The organism is Bradyrhizobium sp. Y36, assembly GCF_002531575.1.
In the GTDB taxonomy this organism is placed as follows: Bacteria; Pseudomonadota; Alphaproteobacteria; order Rhizobiales; family Xanthobacteraceae; genus Bradyrhizobium.
Genome location: NZ_NWTI01000003.1, coordinates 267,113 through 287,685 on the forward strand (window position 1 = coordinate 267,113; position 20,573 = coordinate 287,685).

Consider the following 20,573-nt stretch of genomic DNA (forward strand, 5'->3'; position numbering starts at 1 on the left):
TCTCTCCGTACCTCGACAGTCCCTGCTGATCTCTTGATGGTCTCTGGGACAAGAATGATGCGTCATCGTGAGTTCGGGGCCGGCGACTCCATTGATCCAAGTCAACGGTCGGACTCATTCTCGGGAGAGCATCGCCCGACACGACAGATCGCATTGCAACACGCAGCCGTCAGGCTGTCCGGTGCGCGGTGACGGCCTGCGCGTCACCGAGCACGCTGTCGAGCGTGCGCAGCCATTGGACGCTATCGGTCTTCTCCGCGAGCCCTTCGGCATGCAGGAGATCGCGGAGCTGCGCGTGCGCTCCGACGATGCAGAGCGCAACCTTGCGCGAGGCGAGCTCGTCATGAAGGTCGTGCAGCATGTGCGCCCCCGCGAGGTCGATATAGGGCGATGCCGAGAGGTCGCAGATCACCAGCCGAAGCTCGGACGAGGCCGCGAGCGCGTCCAGAACCCGGTCGAGGACGGTCTCGGCGTTGATATAGAGCAGCGAGGCTTCGGGCCGGAAGGCGATGAGTCCGGTCAGGGGCTCGACCCCCTCGTGCCGCGCGCTGTCCGAATAACGGCCGCTGCCGGGCAAACGACCGATGAAGGCGACATGCGGTTGCGAAGCCCGCGCCAGCAGCAACAGGATCGACGCGATCGAGGCGAGCAGGACGCCTTGGAGGATTCCGAGCAGCAGCACGGCAATCAAGGCAATTCCCGCGGCATAGAAATCGATCCGGCTGACCCGCCACATCCGCAGAAGCGCACGGATATCGACCAGTCTGTAGACCGCGGCAAAGACGATTGCCGCAAGCACCGCCTTGGGCAGATTGGTGAGCAGTCCCGTGAAGTACAGAAGACACAGCCCGAGCGCCGCCGAGCAGATCACCAGTGCCAGCGGGGTCCGCGCGCCGGCGCTGTCGTTGACCGCTGATTGCGACAGGCCCCCGGCGACGGGATAGCCGTGCCCGAGCGCCGCCGCGAGGTTCGCGGCTCCCAATCCCAGGAATTCCTGCCGGACATCGAGGGAGTAGCCGTGCTTGGCGGCGAAGCTGCGCGCGGCCGAGATGCCCTCGATATAGGCCAGCAGCACACAGCCGGCCGCGAGCGGGAAGAGATCGTCGAACTCCAGCAGGCCGAAGGTCGGCAGCGACAACGCCGGCAGGCCCTGCGGTATCGTGCCGGTGACGGGCACGCCGAGAGCAGGAAGGCCGAGCAGCGTCGCTGTCGCGATCGCCAGGGCGACGATCGCGATTCCGACCGGCCTGCCCGGCAGGAGCCGCTCGCCAGACAGAAGCAGTGACAGCGCGACGGCGCCGATGGCGAGCACGAGCGGGTTTGTCGCGCCGATCTGTCCGGACAGCTTGATCGCCCGGTCGAAGAAATTGTGGCCGCCGCCGGCGACACCGAGCAGGCTCGGCAACTGGCTCATGATGATCGTGAGCCCGGCCCCGGCCTTAAAACCAACCAGGATGCTGTCGCTGACGAGGCGGACCAGCACGCTCAGCTTGAACAGCCAGGCGATGAGACACAGCACCGCCACCGCAAAGGCCGCAAGGCTCGCGATCTGCGCATAGCGAACGGCATCGCCTCCCGCCAGCGCACCGACGGTGCTCGCAATCATCAGGGAGATCGCCGAGGTCGGCCCGATCGCGAGTTGCCGCGAGGCTCCCAGCAACGCGTAGCCGAGGCCGCCGAGCAGATAACCGTAAACGCCAACCTGAGGCGGCAGCCCGGCCATCGCGGCATAGGCGAGCGAGACCGGAATAGCGTAAGCCGCGAGCGTGACGCCGGCGACCGCGTCGGAGAACAGCCAATCTCGCCGATAGGCGGCAAGCCAGCCGGTCGGCGGAAAGAAGCGTATCCACCCGCGCTCCGACGGCGCATTCATCGGGCCGCCCTTTGATCCGAGGCTTCGCAGCGCAGCAACACGGCGAGCAGCGCGACCACGGGAATGCCGAGCGCGAGGTTCGGAATGGCCTGCGTGGCGAACGCGCCGGCCGCAGCGCCGAAGCCGAACACGGCGCAGAGCGCGAAGAAGATGCCCGAACGGCGCAGCGTGCCGGGCGGCGTGCCGCCGGCGACGGCGACGAAAACCGTCTCGATCGCCTGCCGCAGATTGCCCGTGACCATCACCGTGCTGCAAAGAACGCCTTCGACCTTGGTGAAGATCGCGGTCTGCATTGCGGCAACGAACGAGATGCCGAGCGTGCCAGCCAGATCCGGCACCCTGTTGTGGAGGATGCTGATCGCGATCAGCAGCAATATCTCGAGCAAGGTGCTGATTGCGCTGGCCCGCTCGCCCGCGGCACGGCGCAGCCACGCGGCGGTCACGATCCCAGCTGCAAAGGCAAGAAGCGGTGGCACGAAGTGAAGGGCCCTGGTCCAGTCGCCGGCCGTCGCATGGACCCAGAGGAAGATCAGATTGGCGGTCTGGGCATTCGCCATCACGCCGTGGATGATCCAGGTATAGGCGTCGATGTAGCCGCCCGCGAAGGCGAGCAACAGAACGATCTCGACCGTCTCGTCGCGACGGGTCGCGCCGGCTGCGAGATCAAGTAGGCTCATGTCGACGACGCCGATTGACGCGAACGGTGCATCATCCGATTGGCCGTGCCTTGTCGCTCGCAAGTCTTGATCTGGATCAAGCTATCCCGCGATTTCGCGAACGAGATCGTGACGACGCGTCAGGGGAGATGCGACATGGATACCGTCAGGTGGATCATCACCACCGCCCCGGAAATCTTCCTGCTGCTGGCCGTTGCCATCGGCACCATCCTTGGCCGGGTCCGGATCCGCGGTTTTGCCGTCGGGACCACCGCCTGCATCCTGATCGTGTCCGTGCTGCTCGGACAACTCGGCCATTTTGCGTTTCCCGCTCTGCTGCGCGTGACTCTGTTCAGCCTGTTCGTGTTCACGATCGGCTATCGATCGGGCCCCGAATTCTTCGCCTCCTTGAGCGTCCGCACGCTGGCTCAAGTCGCCGTGGCGCTGGTGCTGGGCGGCACGGGCCTCGTCATCGTCCTGCTGTTCGCCCGCGCCTTCAGCCTCGATCCCGGCACTGCGTCCGGAATTGCGGCCGGAGCGCTGACGCAATCCTCGGTGATCGGAACGGCCTCGGGCGCATTGGCCCAGCTCGGCCTCTCCAAGGATCTGCTGAGCCAACAGGAGGCGAACATCGCGGCGGGATACGCGGTGACTTACGTGCTCGGCTACATCCTGACGCTGCTGTTCGTCCCCTTCGTCGCACCGAAATTGATGCGGATCGACCTGAAGGCCGAGGCCAAGAAGCTGGAGGCCGAGCTTGCCGGCGGTGATCCGCCCAAGACCGAGAACCTCTCCTACCGCAAGTTCCAGGCCCGCGCCTATCGGGTGACGGCAGGCGCCGGCCGCACCGTCAAGTCGATCGAGGAGGAAATCGGAAGCCGCACCGTCGTCGAACGCATCGTCCGTCGAGGCGCGGACGTCGAGCCGCATCTGGAGACCGTGCTCGAAGCCGGCGACGACATCGTCATCGCCGGCCGCACAGCCGTGATTGTCGCCGCCAGGCCGATCATCGGCACCGAGATCGACGCCGACGAGATCCTGAAGGCCGTCCCGGGCAACGTGATCGAGGTGCTCGTGGACAATCGCCATCTCCACGGCCTTTCGATCCAGGACATCGCAGCACGCGTCGGCGCCGACGCCCGCGGCGTCTTCCTCCGCGGCCTCACCCGCATGAGCCGCGAGGTGCCCCTGAGCGCGGATACGCGGGTCTATGTCGGGGATGTCATGACGCTGGTCGGCAGCACGCGCCATATCGAGCGCGCGGCAAAGTCGATCGGTCAGATCCTGCGCTCGGGCGATCGCACCGACATTGCGTTTCTGGCCGCCGGCATCGCAGCCGGTCTGCTCGCGGGGCTCGTCAGCTTCAGGATCGGCGGCGTTGCCCTGACGCTCGGCGGTGGCGGCGGGGCCCTGATCGCGGGCCTCGTCTGCGGCTGGCTGAGGTCGCGCAAGCCGACCCTGGGTGCGATGCCTCCGGCCGCGCAACAGACCCTGAGTGACCTCGGGCTCGGCGGTTTCATCGCGGCGATCGGCCTCGGCAACGGCGCTGCCGCCTGGACCGCGATCCAGGCGCACGGGCTGCTCCTGGTCGGCATGGGACTCGTCATCACCGTCGTGCCGCTGGTCGTCGCCACGCTGTTTGCCTATCACGTGCTGCGCATGAATCCGGTCATCACCTGCGGCGCATTGGCCGGTGCCATGACGGTCGATGCCGCGGTGACCGGCGCCTGCGAGGTGGCAGAGAGCCAGACGCCGGTCCTCGGCGTCGCCGTCCCCTACGCGGTCGGAAACGTGGTGCTCACCGTCCTCGGACCGATCATCGTGGCTGCAACCTACAGCGGATGATGGAGCCCGGTGATGAGGCAGCTGGCCAGATCGACGCTGGGATGCTTCGCAGCCCTGTTGCTCGCGTGGGTCGCTTTCGCCGCGAGCGCGCGCGCCGCGGACGACGTCCGCATCCAGGAGGAAATCTGGGCGCTGCCGCTCCCGCTCCCGATGTTCGCCTATCTGGCACGTCCGATCGGCGACGGCCCCTTCCCGCTCGTGATCATGAATCACGGCGTTTCGCTCAACCCGATCGACCGCAGCTTCTTTCCGCTGGTCGAATTCCGCGACGCCGCCCAATGGTTCGCGAGGCGCGGCTACCTCGTGGTGGCGCCGGTCGGCACCGGCTATGGCGCAGCTGCCATCGACATTCCGGAGCGCGCGGTGTACGGGCCGTTCTTCTCCAAGATCGGCAGGTGCGGCAACCCCAACTTCCGCGACGCCGGCCTTGCGGTTGCCAAGACCGACCTCGCGATCATCGACTATCTCGCCGCCGAGAAGCGCATCATCCCCAGGGACGTGATCGTGGTCGGGCAGTCCGCCGGCGGCTGGGCCTCGATCGCCTTGTCGAGCCTGAACCCGCCGCAGGTCAAAGCCATCATCACCTTCGCAGCAGGCCGTGGTGGCCGCGTCGGCGGCCGGCCGAACAACAACTGCGCGCCCGACAGACTGGTGGAAGCGACCGCGGATTTCGGCCGCACGTCGCGTGTGCCGATGCTGTGGATCTACATCGAGAACGACACGTTCTTCGGCCCCGCCCTGTCGAAGCGCATGCACGCGGCTTTCACAACCGCCGGCGGCCGCGCCGAATATCATCTGATGCCGCCGTTCGGCGATGAGGGGCATTTCTTCATCGGGTCGAAAGATGCGATCCCGCTCTGGTCGCCGCTGGTCACGAAATTCCTCGACACGCAGAAATGAGAGCCCGACCGTGAGGCCAAACATGCCCAATGTTCGTGACTGCCTTGCCGGTCTTCTGGTCATCACCCTCGCCGGCACCACGACGTTGCCTGGCCGTGCCGCACCGAAGGGCACCCGGGCCGAGAGGCCGGCCGAGATCGTGCCGCGCGGCCAGCGTGAAGCAAAGGACATCAGCTACGGAAATTGGCAGAAGCTCTGCTACAAGGCCGGTGGCGCGCCCACGCTTTGCCGGACCTCGATCACGGGCCAGTTCGCGACCGGACAGACGGCAATCCGGGTCGATCTGATCGAGCGCGAAGACTCTGCCGCGGCCCGGCTGCAACTGTTCGTTCCCGTCGGCATGTACCTGCAACAGCCACCGAGGTTGAGCGTCGACCAGGGCACTCCGTTCCGCGTGCCCTATACCTGGTGTCTGACCAATCTCTGCATCGCCGCGGATGTCGCATCGCCGAAGATCGTCAAGGACATGGAGTCCGGCAAGATCCTGACGCTCGAGCTGATCGACTCGAACCTCCTCGCCATGACGACGTCGATCCCCCTGTCGCAATTCGCCTCCGTGCATAAGGGAGCGCCAGCCAGGACATTGGAGCAGGATATCGACGAATGATCGCCGGCGTCGATGTCAGGAGATCCCGGCGCGCGCGACGGATTCGATCAGTGACTTCGCCGCAAATGGCTTGGTCAGGTAGGCGATGCAGCCGGACCCGAGCGCCGCGGCACGGTTCGCAGGACTGTCATTGCCGGTAATGTAGATCACCGGCGCCGTGACGCCCTGCTCGGCCAGGCTTCGCCGCACGTCGATACCGGATTGTCCCCCGAGATCGATATCGAGAACGATGCAGATCGCGGTGTCGAACTTGCCGTGCTGGAGCAAGGCCCCCGCGGAGTCGAACAGCGTGGCGTTGAAGCCGTATCCGCGCAGCAATCTGTTCATGCTGGTTCGCATGGACGGATCGTCATCGACGACAAAGACGGACCTGCGTAGCGGCAAGGCGATGCGCCTCTTCGAAAGATGATCGCGCGGCAAACGCCGTGATGGCAATTGGATACCGGATGCGCTTGCTCCGCGTTGCCGGCCCGGCGCCTGTCCGTCATTGCGCACGGCTCGTCATGCCGTGTCAACACGCTTCGATACTGTCCTTTGGGGCAGTCACAGGGTCGGAACCGAATCCCGATGTGCGGGTAGCTAATGCTCGTTGGCACCCAGCATTCCGAGCCGCTCCGCGATCGAAACCAGCGCTGCAAGCGATTGGACCTGCATCTTTTCCATCACCTGATGGCGATGCGCTTTCACGGTGCGTTCGGTGGTTCCGAGCTCATGCGCAATCTGCTTGTTGATCCGGCCGCGCACGATGAGGTCGAACACCTGCCGCTCGCGTTGCGTCAGCGTGGCCAGATGAGTTCGAAACGTGTCGAGCTTGGTGCGCTGGGCGCGCGCGGCCCGCTGTCCCGCCAGAGCCCGCTCGATGGCATCAATCAATTGCTCCGATGATATCGGCTTGGTCAGGAAGTCTTCCGCCCCCGCCTTGATCGCCCGCACGGTGGTCGGAGTATCGGCGTGCCCGGTCAGGAAGATGATCGGCAGCGTCGAGCCGGATGCGACCAGCCGCGCCTGCAAATCGGGACCGCTCAATCCGGGGATACGCACGTCCAGCAAAATGCATCCCGCCTGCGCGTCGTCGAGCGAGGAGTCCAGCAACTCCAGCGCCGACGCATAGGTCACGACCTCGTAGCCCGCGAGTTTCAGGCGCCGCCCGATTGCCGTCCGAAACGACTCATCGTCGTCAACTACGTGAACCAGACCCGGCACCTTCAACCTCTCGACCAGTTCCAGCGAAGCTCATCGACGGCCCCGCTCTGCAAAGTCCATCTCCGACAGTCTGCGAATCGGAATTTCGGCACGCAATGAGCCAAATCTCCGGGGGCAGCAGCGACTTCTCATTCCACGCACCAAGCTCCGGGGCTGCCCCTTGGTACAATGAACCTAGGGACAATGGATTGGAATACCGCCTTGGTCGAAAATCAACCTCGGCGGGAGCGGGACAGCGCGGCGTATTCCCGGCTTGGAAATATATCGTCCGACGGATCAATTCGGCGATGAGTTGAGGGTTTTGCCATGTTTGTTCGCATCACCACCGATTCCGCACTGCGCCCCAATTCCCTCCGCGACCTCGGAATGACCAGCGATTCAAGGGCGCTCGTCAATTTGAGCGAATTTTCTTACAGAAAGGGAACAGAGATTTACGGTGAGAAGGAGCCCGCCGAATACGTCTATCAGGTCAAGGCTGGCGCCGTCCGAAGCTACAAGCTGCTGTCGGACGGCCGCAGGCAGATCGGAGCATTCCACCTCAGCGGCGATATTTTCGGCCTCGAGAACGGCGCCGAGCACCGGTTCACGACGGAAGCGGTCGTCGACACCACGGTGCGCCTGATCAAGCGGCAGAGTCTCGAAACGGTGGCCGAGAGCGATGCAATGGTGGCCAAGAACCTGCTCAGCATGACCACGACCAATCTCCAGCATGCTGAAGACCACATGCTGCTGCTTGGCCGCAAGACCTCGTTGGAGCGGGTCGCGGCGTTCCTGCTCGAAATGGACAAGCGGCTGACGGCGGCGGGCGTCATGGCGCTCCCGATGTCGCGGCGCGATATCGCGGACTATCTCGGCCTGACGCTGGAGACGGTCTCGCGCGCCCTGTCGCGCCTGCACGAGCTCGGCGTCCTCGGCTTCATCGGCAACACCCAGCGTCAGATCGTGTTGCTCGACCGGACCCAGCTCGCCGGCCTCGATCTTCAATCTTGAACGGAACGCCGATCGCGGTCGACCACCGATCGGGAGCTCTGCGGCCTCGTCAGATCTGGCGTGAACCTGGGCCGGGCGCTTCGGTCAGTCCGAGATGCTCGAGCGTCTTGCGCAGCACCTCGAAAAGAATGGCGGCGGACCAGCCGAACAGCAGGACGCCATTCATGGCGGTCAATGGGCCGATCAGCCGCCATTCGCTGACCGGCGTGATGTCGCCGTAGCCGAGCGTGGTGTAGTTGACGAAAGCGAAGTAGAGCAAGTCACTGCCTGCAGCGGCAGCCCGGACGATCTCGTAGATCGCGGCCCAGGTCAGGACTTCCGACATGTGCGCAAGCATCAGCACCACGGCGGTTGCGATCATGACGCCCATCAAGTGCAATCTCGGTCGCCTGGTATGACGCAGACCCGCGCTGCGCGCGATCCCGACGGCAACCACCGTCACGAGCGCGTGAATCCCGATATTGATCACGCTCACTAGCGTGCCGACGAGAAACTGCAGCATCATGGTAATAACCCAGACGTCATATTGCCCCCGGCTGCCTTGATCCGCACGCCACACTCGGCGCCAATCGACCATTGCAACGGTTGATCCAGGTCAATGGAGCTTCAACGAACGCGATGTCTCGCCACGGAGCCGGTGGTAGCTCGCACGCGCCCGGCGCGATCTCAGCCGCGCTTGAGCCCGATCGACCTGACGATGGGAGTAAGGCGAGCCAGCTCGTCCTCGACCAGGCGCTGAAATTTGTCGGGGCCCGAATCGAGGTCCGGCTCCAGACCCTGGGAACGATAGCCCTCCTGCAAATGAGGATCGTTCATCGCCGTGCGTGTCGCCGCGGCGATCCGCTCCACGATCGCATCCGGGGTCGCTCTCGGAGCGAACAAGCCAAACCAGCCGGCATATCCGAGGCCCGGCATGCCTTCCTCGATCACCGTCGGAATCTCCGGCGCGCCGCTCAACCGATGATCGCTCGTCACCGCGATCAGCCGCAGCTTGCCCGCAGAGTGCAGTTGCAGGATCTGGCTCGACACCACGGCGATCACCGAAGAAATCTGTCCACTCACCAGGTCGTTGGTCGCGGGCCCCATGCCCCGATAGGGAACGTGGACGAAATCCGCCGCAAGGCCGGATTGCTGCCTGAACATCTCTCCGATGAGATGATTGCCGGTGCCGACGCCCGGAGTGCCGTAGGAAAGCTTGCCCGGATTGGCCCTGGCAAAAGCTATCAGTTGCCTCAGGTCGTTGACCGGCAAGGAAGGATGGACCGCGAATGCGAGCGTGCTGGTGATCAGCCGGTAGATGGCGCGGAAGTCGCGAACCCCGTCGTAGGCCGGCTGCGCCGAGGACAACGGAATCATCACCTGCGTGCTGCCATTCCCGAGCAGAAGCGAATAGCCGTCGGGCGCGCTCTGCGCCACCGCGGCGGAGCCGATCGCGCCGCCCGCGCCGCCGATGTTCTCGACATAGATCGGCCCTAGCAGCGGGGCGACCCTGTCGGCCCAGGGACGGCCAATCTGATCGCCTGCGGCGCCGGCCGTATAAGGAATGACCAGCCGGATGGGCCGGACGGGGTAATCGTCAGCGGCTGCGCCACCGGGCCAGGCGGCCAGCGCCGCCATCCGGGCCGCCTTATCAAGCAGTTCTCGTCGCGAGAGGAGCGTCATTGGCTGCGAATTCGGGACCGTGGTGAGCGTGCGACACGATTGTGGAGGCCGGGCGGCTCCGGGACTTAAGGATTTGGTAACGATACCAACGCGATTGCGCACATTAATGCAAATCGCACGCCGCCGGTGTCTAGCCCGAAACGACCCTGCTATAAAGCGCAGCTACGGCTCGATCGATCTTCGCGAATTGTCCGGTTTCCTTGATTGCGCATGAACAAGCCCAGCAACACGTTCGACGTCGGCATCGAGCCATCGTTCGATTTTCTGTCTCCGGAATATGCCGAGCTGTTCGATCGCTCGGCGGCCACCGCGTTTCAGCATCCGATCTGGCTGCACAGCCTCTATGCCCGGCTTGCCTCGAATGCCGGTGCAACACCTCTGGTCGTAGTCGTCCGCCACCGCACAACGGGGGCCCTCGCGATGGTGCTGCCCCTGCTCCGGATCCGGCGTGGTCCGATCCGGACCGTCGAGTTCGCCGACCTGCGCGTCTCGGACTATCTGGCACCGGTCTGCAGCCTAGAGGTGTTTTCGCAACTGCTCGACGATGCGGCAGCGTGCGCGGAGATCCGGCGCCTCGTTCGCCCCTTTGACCTGCTGCGCATGACCAAGCTGCCCGACGCGCGGCTTCCGATCGAAAACCTCCTGGCGGCATCCCGCCGCGTCTCGATGGACACCAATGCCTATGCGACGGTTCTCGTCGCACCGTACGAGCAATGGCGGGCCAGCGCGATCGATCGTTCCTATCAGAAGGAGCTCGCGAAGAAATATCGCCAGCTCCAGAAGAAGGGCGAGCTGAGCTTCTCATGCTGCAACGACAGCGCCACCTTGCTCGAAGCGCTGGAAGTGATGAAGAAGTTTCGCGGTCCGCGCTTTCAGGCGCAGGGCGACGGAGACCTGCTTCAGCGTCCGGAGTATTTCGGCTTCTATTCCGACGTCGCGCTCCGTGGCCTCGGCAGCTTTGTGCGCCTCTATGCCATGAAGATGGACGGCGAGGTGATCGCCGCCGTGCTCGGACTGTGCCATCGGGGCAGCTTCCTCATCATCATGAGCGCCTTCGACATTGCCGGCTACAAGAGCCAGTCCCTGGGCGCACTGATGTTCGAGCAGGTGGCGCGCGATTGCATCGAGCGCGGAGACCAGATGCTCGACTTCACCATCGGCGACGAGCCCTACAAGAAGCTGTTCGGCGGGCAGCCTTCGCCGATGTGGGCGGTCACGCAGGTCGGCAGCACCGCAGGGTCGATCGCGCTGTTTGCGCTGAAGCAGGCGCCCTGGCTGAAGCTGGCGGCCAAGCGGCTATCGGATTTGCGGCTGCTGCCCGCCCGCACCCCGACACCTACGCGCTGATCCGGCGGCGGACGAAGACGCGCACATCTCAGGCGCGCAGCGCGCCGCGGACGCGCCCAAGCCAGCCCGGATGCATCTGATCGACACGGTGCGCCAGGCTGCGCCGCAGGAAGTGCAGCCGGCGCCGGACATCCCAGCCGATATCATCGCGCGACGTCAGGGCCTGGCGGAAGCGCGCCATCTTCAGCGACTGCTGATCCGCCGCGACCTTGTCGCGGTCGGAATAGAACTGCGAGATCTTGTCCAGGCCCATGCCGGGAGTCGCGAGCCATTTCGGCGCATATTCGGTGCACAGGCGATCGACGTCCACCAGCAGGCGTGCGACGCCTGTGCCGGCCGCGGGACAATTGGTCTGGGAGGCGTCGCCGATCAGGGCGATTCCGGGCTGAAGATGTCCCTCGACGACGGTCAGGTCCATTACCCAGTTCTGGACCTTGTCGATGACGCGGAAGTCGCCGAGATAGGTCCGCAGTCCCGGCAGCAGACGCAAGACCGTCGCTTCCGGCTCGCGACGCAGCTCGCGCATGATCGGATCGGTCGGGTCGCGGAACATGAAGAGATTGGCGCGCATGCCGGCGCGAACGGGGAACAGGCTGAGATAGTCGATGCCGTCCGCCGTGCGCTCGCCATAGCAGGTCAACGCCTCGAAATCGAACGGGCGGCCGTCTTGGCTGGCAATCGTGAAACCAAACGACACCGAGTGGCGTTCGGCCAGAATCCGTCGCTTGATACCGAGCTTGTATCCGAGAGCCGTCGCCATGCCGGTCGCGAGCACGACGAGACGCGCGGTCACGCGCCGTCCCGAGGCCAGCTCGAGATGCTGGACGTCGTCGCTGCTGCTGATCGCGGTGACCTCGTCGACGATCAGGCGCGACGGGTCAGGTATCTGGCTGCGCGCCATCGCGACGAGATCTGCATAGGGAAACCCATAAGCCTGGCCGACGCTGACATCGACCACCTTGCCTTCCCGGATGTTGAGCACCTGATCGTATCGGCAAGCGATGGTCTCGAGCGCGTTGAAGAAACCCAGCTTGCGCAACAACTCCAGTTGATGGCCACCGATCTTCTCGACCCGGAATTCGTCCGGTTGAACCGCGCGCTTCTCGATCAGGGCGACGCGATGCCCTGCCCGCGCCAGCACCGCAGCCGCAAGCGATCCTGCAAGGCCGCCGCCGACGATCGCGATGTCCGCAACGGTACGCGCAGGTTCAGCTGCGGCATTCGGCTCGGTCACGGTTCTATCCGCCGTCATGATCTGGGCTCCCACGGTCAACTAAAGTCGCACGTGCAATTCTCCCGCCTGATCTCGCATCGCAGGGCCAAATGCGATGATTTCTCGATATCGAGGTTAACGAGCGGGAGGGCCGGTCCTTCCAGCGACGGCCGGCACGTCTCTTGCTGGGGAATCTCCGTCAATGGCGGCTTTTGACAGCGTGGCGGCCGATTCCGGCGAGCCGTTCCGCAGGCAAACCGCAGATCTCTCCTTCCCGGCCGTCGTCGCCACGCTGCGCGACCGGTCGATCCGAACCGCGCCTTGCTCTAATTGGGACAATGGGGACGACGATGTTCCACAGTGAGGCAACCGGTTTCACCGCGGTATCGTCATCGCCGGCGGGATCCTGGACGACGCCCATTAACACTCGGGGTTTTTCGGCATGCTAGGTTGTCGTCCGTACCGGAACATGTCTCGCCGGGAGAGAGCAGCTCCTTAGATTTCCATGATCGAATCCATCCTCCAGCTATTGCGGCGTGACGTCACGCGCGGTGTTGTCGGTACCATCCTTCTCAAGGTCGGTAGCGGCGCGCTCGCGTTTGCGCTGTTCTCGCTGGCGGCACGAACGATGTCGCCCGACGGCTTCGGTATCTTTGCGACCTGGCTTTCGGTTGCGCAGATCGCCGCCGTCATCGGACTGGTCGGGCAGGAATCATTGCTGGTGCGCTTCCTGAACGAATACCAGGTCGGCGAGCGGCCGGACCTCACCAAAGGCGTCCTGCTGTCGAGCTTCAAGATCACCTCGGTCGCCATGCTGATCGTCATTGTCGGCATCGCCGTCGCGGCGAACATGAGAGGCGACTGGTGGGTGCTGATCCTCGCAGTGTCGGCCTACACGGCGGTGAACGCCGGCGTGATGCTCGGCAGCCAGGTCGCACGCTCGTTGGTCAGCATCCTCATGGGCGAGGGAAATCGCGAGTTCTTCTGGCGGGTCATCGTCGTCCTCTTCCTGCTCGTCATGCTGCTCGCGCACCGGAAGCTTGATCCCGCCGAGTTGTTCGCGGTGATGACCATTGCCATGTCCGTCAGCCTCGCGGCGCAGATCATCTCGATCGCGCGCGTGCTGCCTGATCTGCGCGGCACGGCTGCGCGTTCCGAAACATCCCGCTGGAACTCGAGCGCCCTTCACTTCTGGCTCGCATCCATCCTCGAGGTCGCCAACCAGTATTTCGACGTCATCCTGGTTTACTGGATGCTCGACCCAACGACGGCGGGAATCTATTTTGCCGCCTCGCGCCTCGCCAACATCTTCGCCATGGTGTCGGCGGCATTGTACACGTTCGGCGCGCGCCGGCTTCCCTCGCTGTATTTCAGCAAGAACCATCTGGAGTTCGAACGAACGCTGCGGTTGATGGCGGAAGTGACCGCGCTTTGCGTGGCCGCCGGGCTCGCCACCGTCTGGGTCGGCGGCCCCTATCTCCTCAACCTGTTCGGACCTCATTTCACCGAGCAGCATTCGGTCCTGATCGTGCTCGCAATCGGAACCGCCATCCAGGCCGCTGGCGGCCCGTCCGCTGCGATCCTGCAGCTGACCGGCCACGAACGGATCTATGTTCCCGTCGTCGCCGCCAACGTCGCGCTGCGGCTCGCTGGATTTCTCGTCCTCATTCCCTGGCTCGGCGTGCTCGGCGCGGCGATTTCCGCCACGGCGTCGCTGGCGCTCGCCACCATTGCGCTGAACGTCCTCTGCCGCCGGCGGACGGGCGTGGATCCTTCAATCCTCGTGCTTTTGCGCTTCGGCGCCTTGAAGCGCGGCAAATATGCCGTCCGCGGCGCCGACTCCGGTGAATAGTCCGCAATCGCGGCGTCGCTCTGCAGCCCTTGGCCGTACGTCTGCGCCGCGCAAGTCCGATTGGTTAACGCGCTTCCCGCGCAGCGTGCGGGAAGCGGTCGAATGGCTGCGCGAACGATCTCGACAGCCGAGCCGTGCATTAACTCCGTTTGTTTCTAGCCGGTGTTCGCACGATGCCTGCATGATAGGTACGGTGCTAAGAAGGTGAAGATTTCGTTTCTCTAGCGGGTCGGGATCCGTGCTCCACTATCAGCCGAACAAGGAATTGGGCGAGACGACCGCGACATCACCCGCGGGGCCGAATGGCCGTGGGCCGAAGCTGCACGTGCTTCTCGCGCAGACCCAGGCCGAGAACGCCGGCGCGCAGGAGATCTCGAGGCTGCTCGGCGCCGGGCTGACCGCGCGCGGCTACCGCGTCACCAATCTGTTCTTCTTCCGCAAGTCGGACTCCTTCGACGAGCCGCCCGATACGCTCTACTGCGCGCCGAGCCGGCCGGGAAATCCGCTGGCGCTGCTGCGGATGCTGTGGATGCTCGGGCGTCATGTCAGGACGATCAGGCCCGACGCCGTTCTGACATTCCAGCATTTCGGCAACGTCATCGGCGCCGGCGTGACGCGCCTCGTCAGCCGCGCACCTGTCATCGCCAATCAGGTTTCATCCGCGCTGTCGATGAGCTGGCCGGTTCGTACCGCCGACATCGTGATGGGCAGCGTCGGCTTCTTCGACTGCATCACGCTCAATTCGAAGGACATGGAGCGCGAATATTCGGGCTATCCCGCTGCCTACCGGTCGCGCATGGTGCATGTGCCGCACGGCTTCGACGACAAGGCCCTCACCCTGTCGAAAGAGGCCGCACGGCAACGATTCGACTTGCCGCCGGACCGCGTCCTGCTTGGCTGCGCGGCAAGGCTGCATCCGCACAAGCGACTCGATGCGGCCATTCGTCTGCTGCCGGACGAGCCGTCCTGGCATCTCGCGCTCGCCGGCCAGGGCGCCGACGAAGCCCGGCTGAGGCGGCTGGCGAACGAGTTGAAGGTGTCGGACAGGCTGCATCTGCTCGGGGAAATCCCCCCGAGCCGGATGGCGGACTTTCTCGCCTGCCTGGACGTGTTCGTGTTCCCGACCCAGGCTGAGACTTTCGGTCTGGCTGCGGTCGAAGCCGCGAACGCCGGTGTCCCCTCGGTCGTCACCGATCTTCCCGTCCTGCGCGAAGTGTTGTCTTACGAAGGCAAGCCGACGGCCCTCTTCGTCGACGCCTCCGATCATGCGAAGCTGTCGGCGGCCGTCTCCAGGCTGCTGACGGACCGGCATTTGAGCGACGAGCTGCGACAAAACGCCAAAGGCCTGCGGTTGCGCTATTCGGTAGATGCCATGGTGGAGGAATACGTTCGAATTCTCGGCCAGGTCCTCTGACCGGACGATTGGAATAGATGGGCTCGACATGATCATCGAGTTTCGCTGTGAACGTGAATACGCGCGGCGCTGGATGAGCCGCGAGACGCTATCGATCGACGGCCGGGATATTCCGGTTCAAATCGCGTGGGCGGCAACGGCCGAGCCGCGGCCCGCAGGTCTCGACGCCCTGTTCGAGCTCGAGCGTTTGGTGCTGCACAAAGGCCGGCACAGCGGCGCCAACAGGCTGATCGCCAATTCGGAACCGACGCGGGCGCGCACCGAGACAGCCGACGTGATCGTCGACTTCACCGGCGGCGCGCGCGATCCGAACAACTCCGGCCGGCTGTATCTGCGTCCGCGGTTCAATGGCGTTGCAGGCGAAAACGCCGCGCTCGCCGCCATCCTGGCCGGCGACCTGCCGGTCATCGACATCGTCAACGAGGTTGACGGCTCCGTCCTCGATCGCGGTCATCCCTCTGGAGAAATTGCCGCAGGCCTCAGCGGCGCGCTCGAAACCGTCATGGCGCGAACCCTGACCATGGTCGCTGCAGTTCTGTCGGGAAGGCCGCGAATTGTTCCGCAGCTGGCGCCCCCCGTCGGACATGGCCCGCGCCGTGGCCCCGTTGGCTATGTCGCACGCGGCCTTGCCGTGTCGGTTGCCAAGGAGATCTATCGCCTCTGCTGTTATGCTCCGCATTGGCACGTCGGATGGCGGTTCAATGATGGCGCAGGCGTCTGGCAGACCGGAGATCTATCAGGTCCAGGCTGGAACGTTCTGGGAGATCCAGGAAACCACTTCTACGCCGATCCCTTTCCCATCACCTGGCAGGGACGAACATTCGTCTTCTTCGAGGATCTCGACCACCGCGTCGGAAAAGGCATTATTTCCGCGGTCGAGTTCGCCGACAGTGGGCCGGTCGGCGAGGTCTTGCCCGTGCTGGAGGAGCCCTGGCACCTCTCTTATCCCTTTCTGATCGAGGACGGCGGCGAGCTGTGGATGATCCCGGAGAGTTCGATCCACGGGGACGTCGCGCTCTACAAATGCATCCGATTCCCGGACAAATGGGAGCGGCACACGACGCTGCTTGCAGGCCTCGAGCTGGCCGACGTCACGATCACGCGGCACAACGGCCTGCACTATCTGTTCGGAGCCTGGCGCGACGGAACCGGCGGCTACTCGGATTCGCTAGCGATCTATTACGCCGATCACCTCCTGGGCCCCTGGTTGCCGCACGCCAGCAATCCGGTCCTGATCGACCGTGCGAGCACGCGGCCGGCGGGGAATTTCGTCACGATCAACGACAAGCTGTGGCGCCCGGTTCAGAACTGCGCCGATGGATACGGCGCGGCGCTCGCACTGGCGGAAGTGGTCGAACTGTCGCCGACGACATTCAGGCAGATCGTTCGCCATTCGCTGAAGCCCGGACCGGCATGGCCCGGCAGGAAGCTCCACACCCTGAACCGCTGCGGCCGGCTCGAGGTGATCGACGGATCGCATGTGCAACCCAAGACCCGCACACTCACGCGCAGATTTCCGTCGGCCGTCGCGCCGCCACGAACCAGCCCGAGTACCGTTCGCTAGCGCGGCTCGCTCAAACTCTCCGTCAACCGCGCGCCGTCGCGCCATGTCCGAGTGCGCGGGCAAGCACGCGTCCGATCGCACCCACCTGTGAGGCGCTGCCGCGCCACGCCACGATCTGGTCGGGACGTATCAAGGCAAGGTCCGCCTCGTAGAGGTCGCGCAGGGATGCCGGCAGCGTGACGAGCCTTACCTCGACCCCGAGAGCACGGACGGCGTCAGCGACGACAGCAGAAGCGATCTCGCCAAACTGCAGCAGTGTCCATTCGAATCCGAACATGTCGTACAAGGACGCGCCGTCATCCAGCCACGCATGCGGCGCCCGGCCGCCGGGACAGGCGCTCGGAATATAGACGTTCGCGGCATCCGGCGGCGGCTGGGTGCCATCGGAGACGATGATCGGAGAGCCGTCGTAGCGCCCGCCGAAGGTGACGCCGGGGATGTTGAACTCGGCACGGGCGTGTTGCTCGAGATAGGCGCCAGCCGTCCGCCGCGCGGCATTGCCCTCATCCGTGGCGTCCTCGATCTCAGGCGCCGGTGCGAACAGACCAAGGGAGTCGGCAAAGCGCCGCGCATAGTCGGTGTTGCGGAGCGCCACCGGGCGGCGCTCGAACTCGTAGCTGTCCAGCAGCGAAACCGGGCTTGCGCCCTTGACGACGCTTGCGAGCTTCCAGCCGAGATTGACCGCATCCTCGATCGCGGTGTTGTAGCCGAGCCCGCCGGTCGGCGTGAACAGGTGTGCCGCATCGCCGCCGAGGAACACCCTGCCCCGCTGCATGCCGTTCGCGACCAGCGCGTGACCGGCGGTCCAGGTCAGGAACGACAGCACCTCGCACGCGATCGGCGCACCGCAGGCGCGCTGAAACGCAGCCTTGGCCTCGTTGACCGTGATCGCATTCTCGTCTTCACCCGGTCGCAACTGCGTGTGAAACGCGAATTCGTCGCGGCCGTTCACCGACGCCATGAAGGCGCGGCGGTCGCCGTTGAAGCAATTGTACATCCACGCCTTGGCATGCGGGATGCTCGCATAGAACTCCGGCGAGCGGAGATACACGGCCAGCATCCGGCCGCCCATGAAATCGCGCTGCGTCCCCGTCTCGCCGCCAAAGACGATGCCGAGCGACTGGCGGACGTGCGAGCGTGGCCCGTCCGCTCCGACGAGGAAGTCGACATGGACCTGAAAGCGACTGCCGTCATCGAGAGATTCGACCTCGCCGACGATGCCCTTATCGCTTTCGACGTAGCCGACCAGCCGGTGGCCATAGTTCAGCTTGATACCGGAGAGCCGTTCGGCATGACGGCGCAGCACCGCTTCGACATATTTTTGCGAGACCCGATGCGGCAGCTCCGCCGCGCTCCAGGAGCCCGACATGCCCTTGATGAGCTCGCCCGCGCGTGACGATGACGGCAAGGCGAAGCGCGCCAGCTCGTAAGCAGTATAGCGCGTGAAATACGCAACGTCGGTCGGGTAATCGGCGGGCAGGCCCTCGCGCCTGATTTTGTCGGCAAATCCCAGCCGCCGATAGTGCTCCATCGAGCGCGCCTGCGTCGCGTTGGCTTGCGGATTGAACGCGGTACCCGGCTTCTCGTCGACCAGGATCGCGGACACGCCACGCCGGCCGAGCTCGTTGGCCAGCATCAGCCCGCAGGGCCCCCCGCCTACGATGAGCACCGCGGCCGTCAGACGTGTTTCCAAGACGCTTCTCCCTACCAGCATTATCCTGCATGGTAAGGAAGCCTGACGATATCGTCAAGTAACCTGACTAAATCACGTCATCGAGCGTGTCGAACCGCTCGCCATAGACCGACAGTCCCTTCAGGATCGCGTCCATGGTGGCCTTGCCGAGCTCGGCGCGCATCTCCTGCTCGGCGATGTCGACCGCATCGCGGAACGCATCGAGCCATTTGCGCCCGGCCGGCGTGAACAGCACGATGCGCGCGCGCCGGTCGGTCGGATCGGCGATGCGATCGACGAGACCGAGCTCGGCGCATTGATCGACCAGCTCGCCCATCGCCTGCTTGCTCATGGAGGCGCGGCGGGCAAGCTCGGTGAGCCGCGTCCCCTCCACATCGAGATTGCGGGTCAGGCTGACATGGGCGATGCGTGTCTCGTCGTGGCCCTTCTCGCTCATCAATTCGAGCACGCGGCCTTCGAAGCGCCGCACGGCATTGTTGAGCAGGCGACCGATATTGGCATGCCGCCACGCGGTGCCGGATACGGTGCCGGGTGTTTTGGCCTTCACGAGATCTGCTTCCGATTCGATCGATCGAGGTTGCGCGAAGCTAGCACAAGAGGCGACGTCACGCGCTCGGACAGGTGATCGGCGCGGCTTGGCAGCGGCTCGCCAGAACGGACGGCGTGAGTCGAGACGCCGTCCGTCATGTGGTGCTTCGAGCGCCCTCGGGGGCGACAGCGCCTATTGAGAGCGATCCGAGGTCCAGCCCTTGTACTCGGCGACGTTGTCCCTGGTCACGAGCTTGGACGGCAGCAGCTCGACGGTCGAGGCCGGCTTCTGGCCGTTGAGAATGCCAACGCCGACCTGCACGGCCCGCCGCGCCATGAAGAACGGGTCTTGCGAGGCCGAGGCCTGGATCTGCGGCGACTGCGGATCTTTCAGGGCGGCCTCGATATCGGGCGCGCCGTCGACCGCGGTGATGACGATGCCGCTGCGGTTTTGCTGGCGCGCCGCAAGGTCGGTGCCGATCGCCTGCGGATCGTTGATGGCGAAGATGGCGTCGATCTTGGGGAAGCGGGTCAGATAACCCTGCGCAACGGTGAGCCCGCCTTCGCGCGAGCCTTTGCCGTCCTGGTCGCTGGACAATACCTTGATGCCGGGGTTCTTCGAGAAGACGTTCTTGCAACCGACGACGCGGTCGATCACGGCGGAGACCTGCGGGCCGTTCTGGATGATGACGTCGCCCTTGCCCCCTAACTTGTCGACGATGTACTGGCAGGAGATCTCGCCGGCCTGCACGTTGTTGGTGGTCACGGTGGCATCGGCGCCTTCGGCCGCGGTATCGACCGCGACGACGACGATGCCGGCGGCCTGCGCCTTCTTGATCGCCGGCCCGATCGCCTTGGGATCGCCGGGGTTGAGCAGGATCAGGTCGACGCCGGCAGCGATGAAGTTGTCGATCTGGGTGACCTGCTTGCCGAGATCGTATTCGAAGCCGACGGCGGTGATCTTCACGTTGGGGTTGGTCTTCTTCGCCTCGAACTCGGCGCCCTTCGACAGCGCGACGAAGAACGGGTTGCCCATCGAGCCCAGCGAGACGCCGATCGACTTGAGCTCCTTGGCGAAGGATGGTGCGGTCGTCAGGACGAGCGCCATCGCGGCGCCGGCGAGCGTGGTCTTCTTCAACATTGGCTTCCTCCCTGGTCTGTCTTCGTCCCCGGCACGGCAGACCAGTTGCCGCAACGGAACTTCGCTTTTCAGGTTCTGGCGGAGC

General features: G+C 64.7%; 18 protein-coding genes. 8 read left to right on the forward strand and 10 right to left on the reverse strand.

The genetic code is table 11. The annotated features are described in order from the left end of the window. Window positions 1-169: 169 nt before the first annotated feature. Entirely contained in the window at window positions 170-1,873 is a 1,704-nt protein-coding gene (locus CO669_RS07980) for a SulP family inorganic anion transporter (protein ID WP_097659232.1), read from the reverse strand. Next, window positions 1,870-2,550, reverse strand: coding sequence for a YoaK family protein (locus tag CO669_RS07985; protein WP_097659233.1), 681 nt, complete (start codon window positions 2,548-2,550; stop codon window positions 1,870-1,872). The genes CO669_RS07980 and CO669_RS07985 overlap by 4 nt, the downstream gene beginning before the upstream one ends. Before the next feature lie 135 nt (window positions 2,551-2,685). Here CO669_RS07985 and CO669_RS07990 point away from each other — a divergent pair, with 135 nt between their 5' ends. Genes CO669_RS07990 through CO669_RS08000 form a run of 3 tightly spaced genes read left to right on the forward strand, consistent with a single transcriptional unit; the run spans window position 2,686 to window position 5,881 of the window. Next, window positions 2,686-4,374 (forward strand): aspartate:alanine exchanger family transporter, encoded by a 1,689-nt coding sequence (locus tag CO669_RS07990; RefSeq protein WP_097659399.1) that lies wholly within the window; start codon window positions 2,686-2,688, stop codon window positions 4,372-4,374. Window positions 4,375-4,386: 12 nt separating this feature from the next. Continuing rightward, a complete protein-coding gene (locus tag CO669_RS07995) occupies window positions 4,387-5,274 on the forward strand; it encodes an alpha/beta hydrolase family protein (protein WP_097659234.1) in 888 nt (295 codons plus the stop codon). A 22-nt stretch (window positions 5,275-5,296) separates the two neighbouring features. Next, the gene (locus CO669_RS08000) at window positions 5,297-5,881 is read left to right on the forward strand and encodes an invasion associated locus B family protein (protein WP_097659235.1); all 585 of its coding nucleotides are present in this window, start codon (window positions 5,297-5,299) and stop codon (window positions 5,879-5,881) included. Window positions 5,882-5,896: 15 nt separating this feature from the next. Here the strand turns inward: CO669_RS08000 and CO669_RS08005 are convergent, their stop codons facing one another. After that, window positions 5,897-6,208: a response regulator gene (locus CO669_RS08005; protein WP_349627003.1), complete on the reverse strand. Its 312-nt coding sequence runs from the start codon at window positions 6,206-6,208 to the stop codon at window positions 5,897-5,899. A 252-nt stretch (window positions 6,209-6,460) separates the two neighbouring features. Beyond that, complete coding sequence (locus CO669_RS08010) at window positions 6,461-7,084, reverse strand: response regulator transcription factor (RefSeq protein ID WP_198963907.1); 624 nt, start codon at window positions 7,082-7,084, stop codon at window positions 6,461-6,463. 306 nt (window positions 7,085-7,390) lie between these two features. Here CO669_RS08010 and CO669_RS08015 point away from each other — a divergent pair, with 306 nt between their 5' ends. Beyond that, a complete protein-coding gene (locus CO669_RS08015) occupies window positions 7,391-8,074 on the forward strand; it encodes a helix-turn-helix domain-containing protein (RefSeq protein WP_097659237.1) in 684 nt (227 codons plus the stop codon). Window positions 8,075-8,123: 49 nt separating this feature from the next. Here the strand turns inward: CO669_RS08015 and CO669_RS08020 are convergent, their stop codons facing one another. Continuing rightward, window positions 8,124-8,579: a potassium channel family protein gene (locus tag CO669_RS08020; RefSeq protein WP_097659238.1), complete on the reverse strand. Its 456-nt coding sequence runs from the start codon at window positions 8,577-8,579 to the stop codon at window positions 8,124-8,126. 161 nt (window positions 8,580-8,740) lie between these two features. Next, window positions 8,741-9,736: a Bug family tripartite tricarboxylate transporter substrate binding protein gene (locus CO669_RS08025; RefSeq protein WP_097659239.1), complete on the reverse strand. Its 996-nt coding sequence runs from the start codon at window positions 9,734-9,736 to the stop codon at window positions 8,741-8,743. 210 nt (window positions 9,737-9,946) lie between these two features. On the opposite strand from CO669_RS08025, the gene CO669_RS08030 reads away from it, so the two are divergent. Further along, window positions 9,947-11,083, forward strand: a complete 1,137-nt coding sequence (locus tag CO669_RS08030) for a GNAT family N-acetyltransferase (RefSeq protein ID WP_097659240.1) — start codon at window positions 9,947-9,949, stop codon at window positions 11,081-11,083. Window positions 11,084-11,111: 28 nt separating this feature from the next. On the opposite strand, the gene CO669_RS08035 is transcribed toward CO669_RS08030, so the two are convergent. Further along, window positions 11,112-12,335: an FAD-dependent oxidoreductase gene (locus tag CO669_RS08035; protein WP_097659401.1), complete on the reverse strand. Its 1,224-nt coding sequence runs from the start codon at window positions 12,333-12,335 to the stop codon at window positions 11,112-11,114. 466 nt (window positions 12,336-12,801) lie between these two features. Between CO669_RS08035 and CO669_RS08040 the strand changes: the two genes are divergently transcribed. The 3 genes from CO669_RS08040 (at window position 12,802) to CO669_RS08050 (ending at window position 17,126) form a co-directional block, all read left to right on the forward strand. Continuing rightward, the gene (locus tag CO669_RS08040; RefSeq protein WP_097659241.1) at window positions 12,802-14,148 is read left to right on the forward strand and encodes a lipopolysaccharide biosynthesis protein; all 1,347 of its coding nucleotides are present in this window, start codon (window positions 12,802-12,804) and stop codon (window positions 14,146-14,148) included. A gap of 238 nt (window positions 14,149-14,386) precedes the next feature. Continuing rightward, window positions 14,387-15,562 carry a glycosyltransferase family 4 protein gene (locus tag CO669_RS08045; RefSeq protein ID WP_097659242.1) on the forward strand — a complete coding sequence of 392 codons (1,176 nt, stop codon included), beginning with the start codon at window positions 14,387-14,389 and terminating at the stop codon, window positions 15,560-15,562. A 28-nt stretch (window positions 15,563-15,590) separates the two neighbouring features. Next, window positions 15,591-17,126 carry a glucosamine inositolphosphorylceramide transferase family protein gene (locus CO669_RS08050; protein ID WP_097659243.1) on the forward strand — a complete coding sequence of 512 codons (1,536 nt, stop codon included), beginning with the start codon at window positions 15,591-15,593 and terminating at the stop codon, window positions 17,124-17,126. Between the two features lie 22 nt (window positions 17,127-17,148). On the opposite strand, the gene CO669_RS08055 is transcribed toward CO669_RS08050, so the two are convergent. The 3 genes from CO669_RS08055 to CO669_RS08065 all read right to left on the reverse strand — a co-directional run bounded on the left by CO669_RS08055 (window position 17,149) and on the right by CO669_RS08065 (window position 20,488). After that, entirely contained in the window at window positions 17,149-18,840 is a 1,692-nt protein-coding gene (locus CO669_RS08055; protein WP_097659244.1) for an FAD-dependent oxidoreductase, read from the reverse strand. 46 nt (window positions 18,841-18,886) lie between these two features. Then, window positions 18,887-19,366 (reverse strand): MarR family winged helix-turn-helix transcriptional regulator, encoded by a 480-nt coding sequence (locus CO669_RS08060; protein WP_198963891.1) that lies wholly within the window; start codon window positions 19,364-19,366, stop codon window positions 18,887-18,889. A 174-nt stretch (window positions 19,367-19,540) separates the two neighbouring features. Beyond that, the gene (locus CO669_RS08065; protein ID WP_097659246.1) at window positions 19,541-20,488 is read right to left on the reverse strand and encodes an ABC transporter substrate-binding protein; all 948 of its coding nucleotides are present in this window, start codon (window positions 20,486-20,488) and stop codon (window positions 19,541-19,543) included. Window positions 20,489-20,573: the final 85 nt, after the last annotated feature.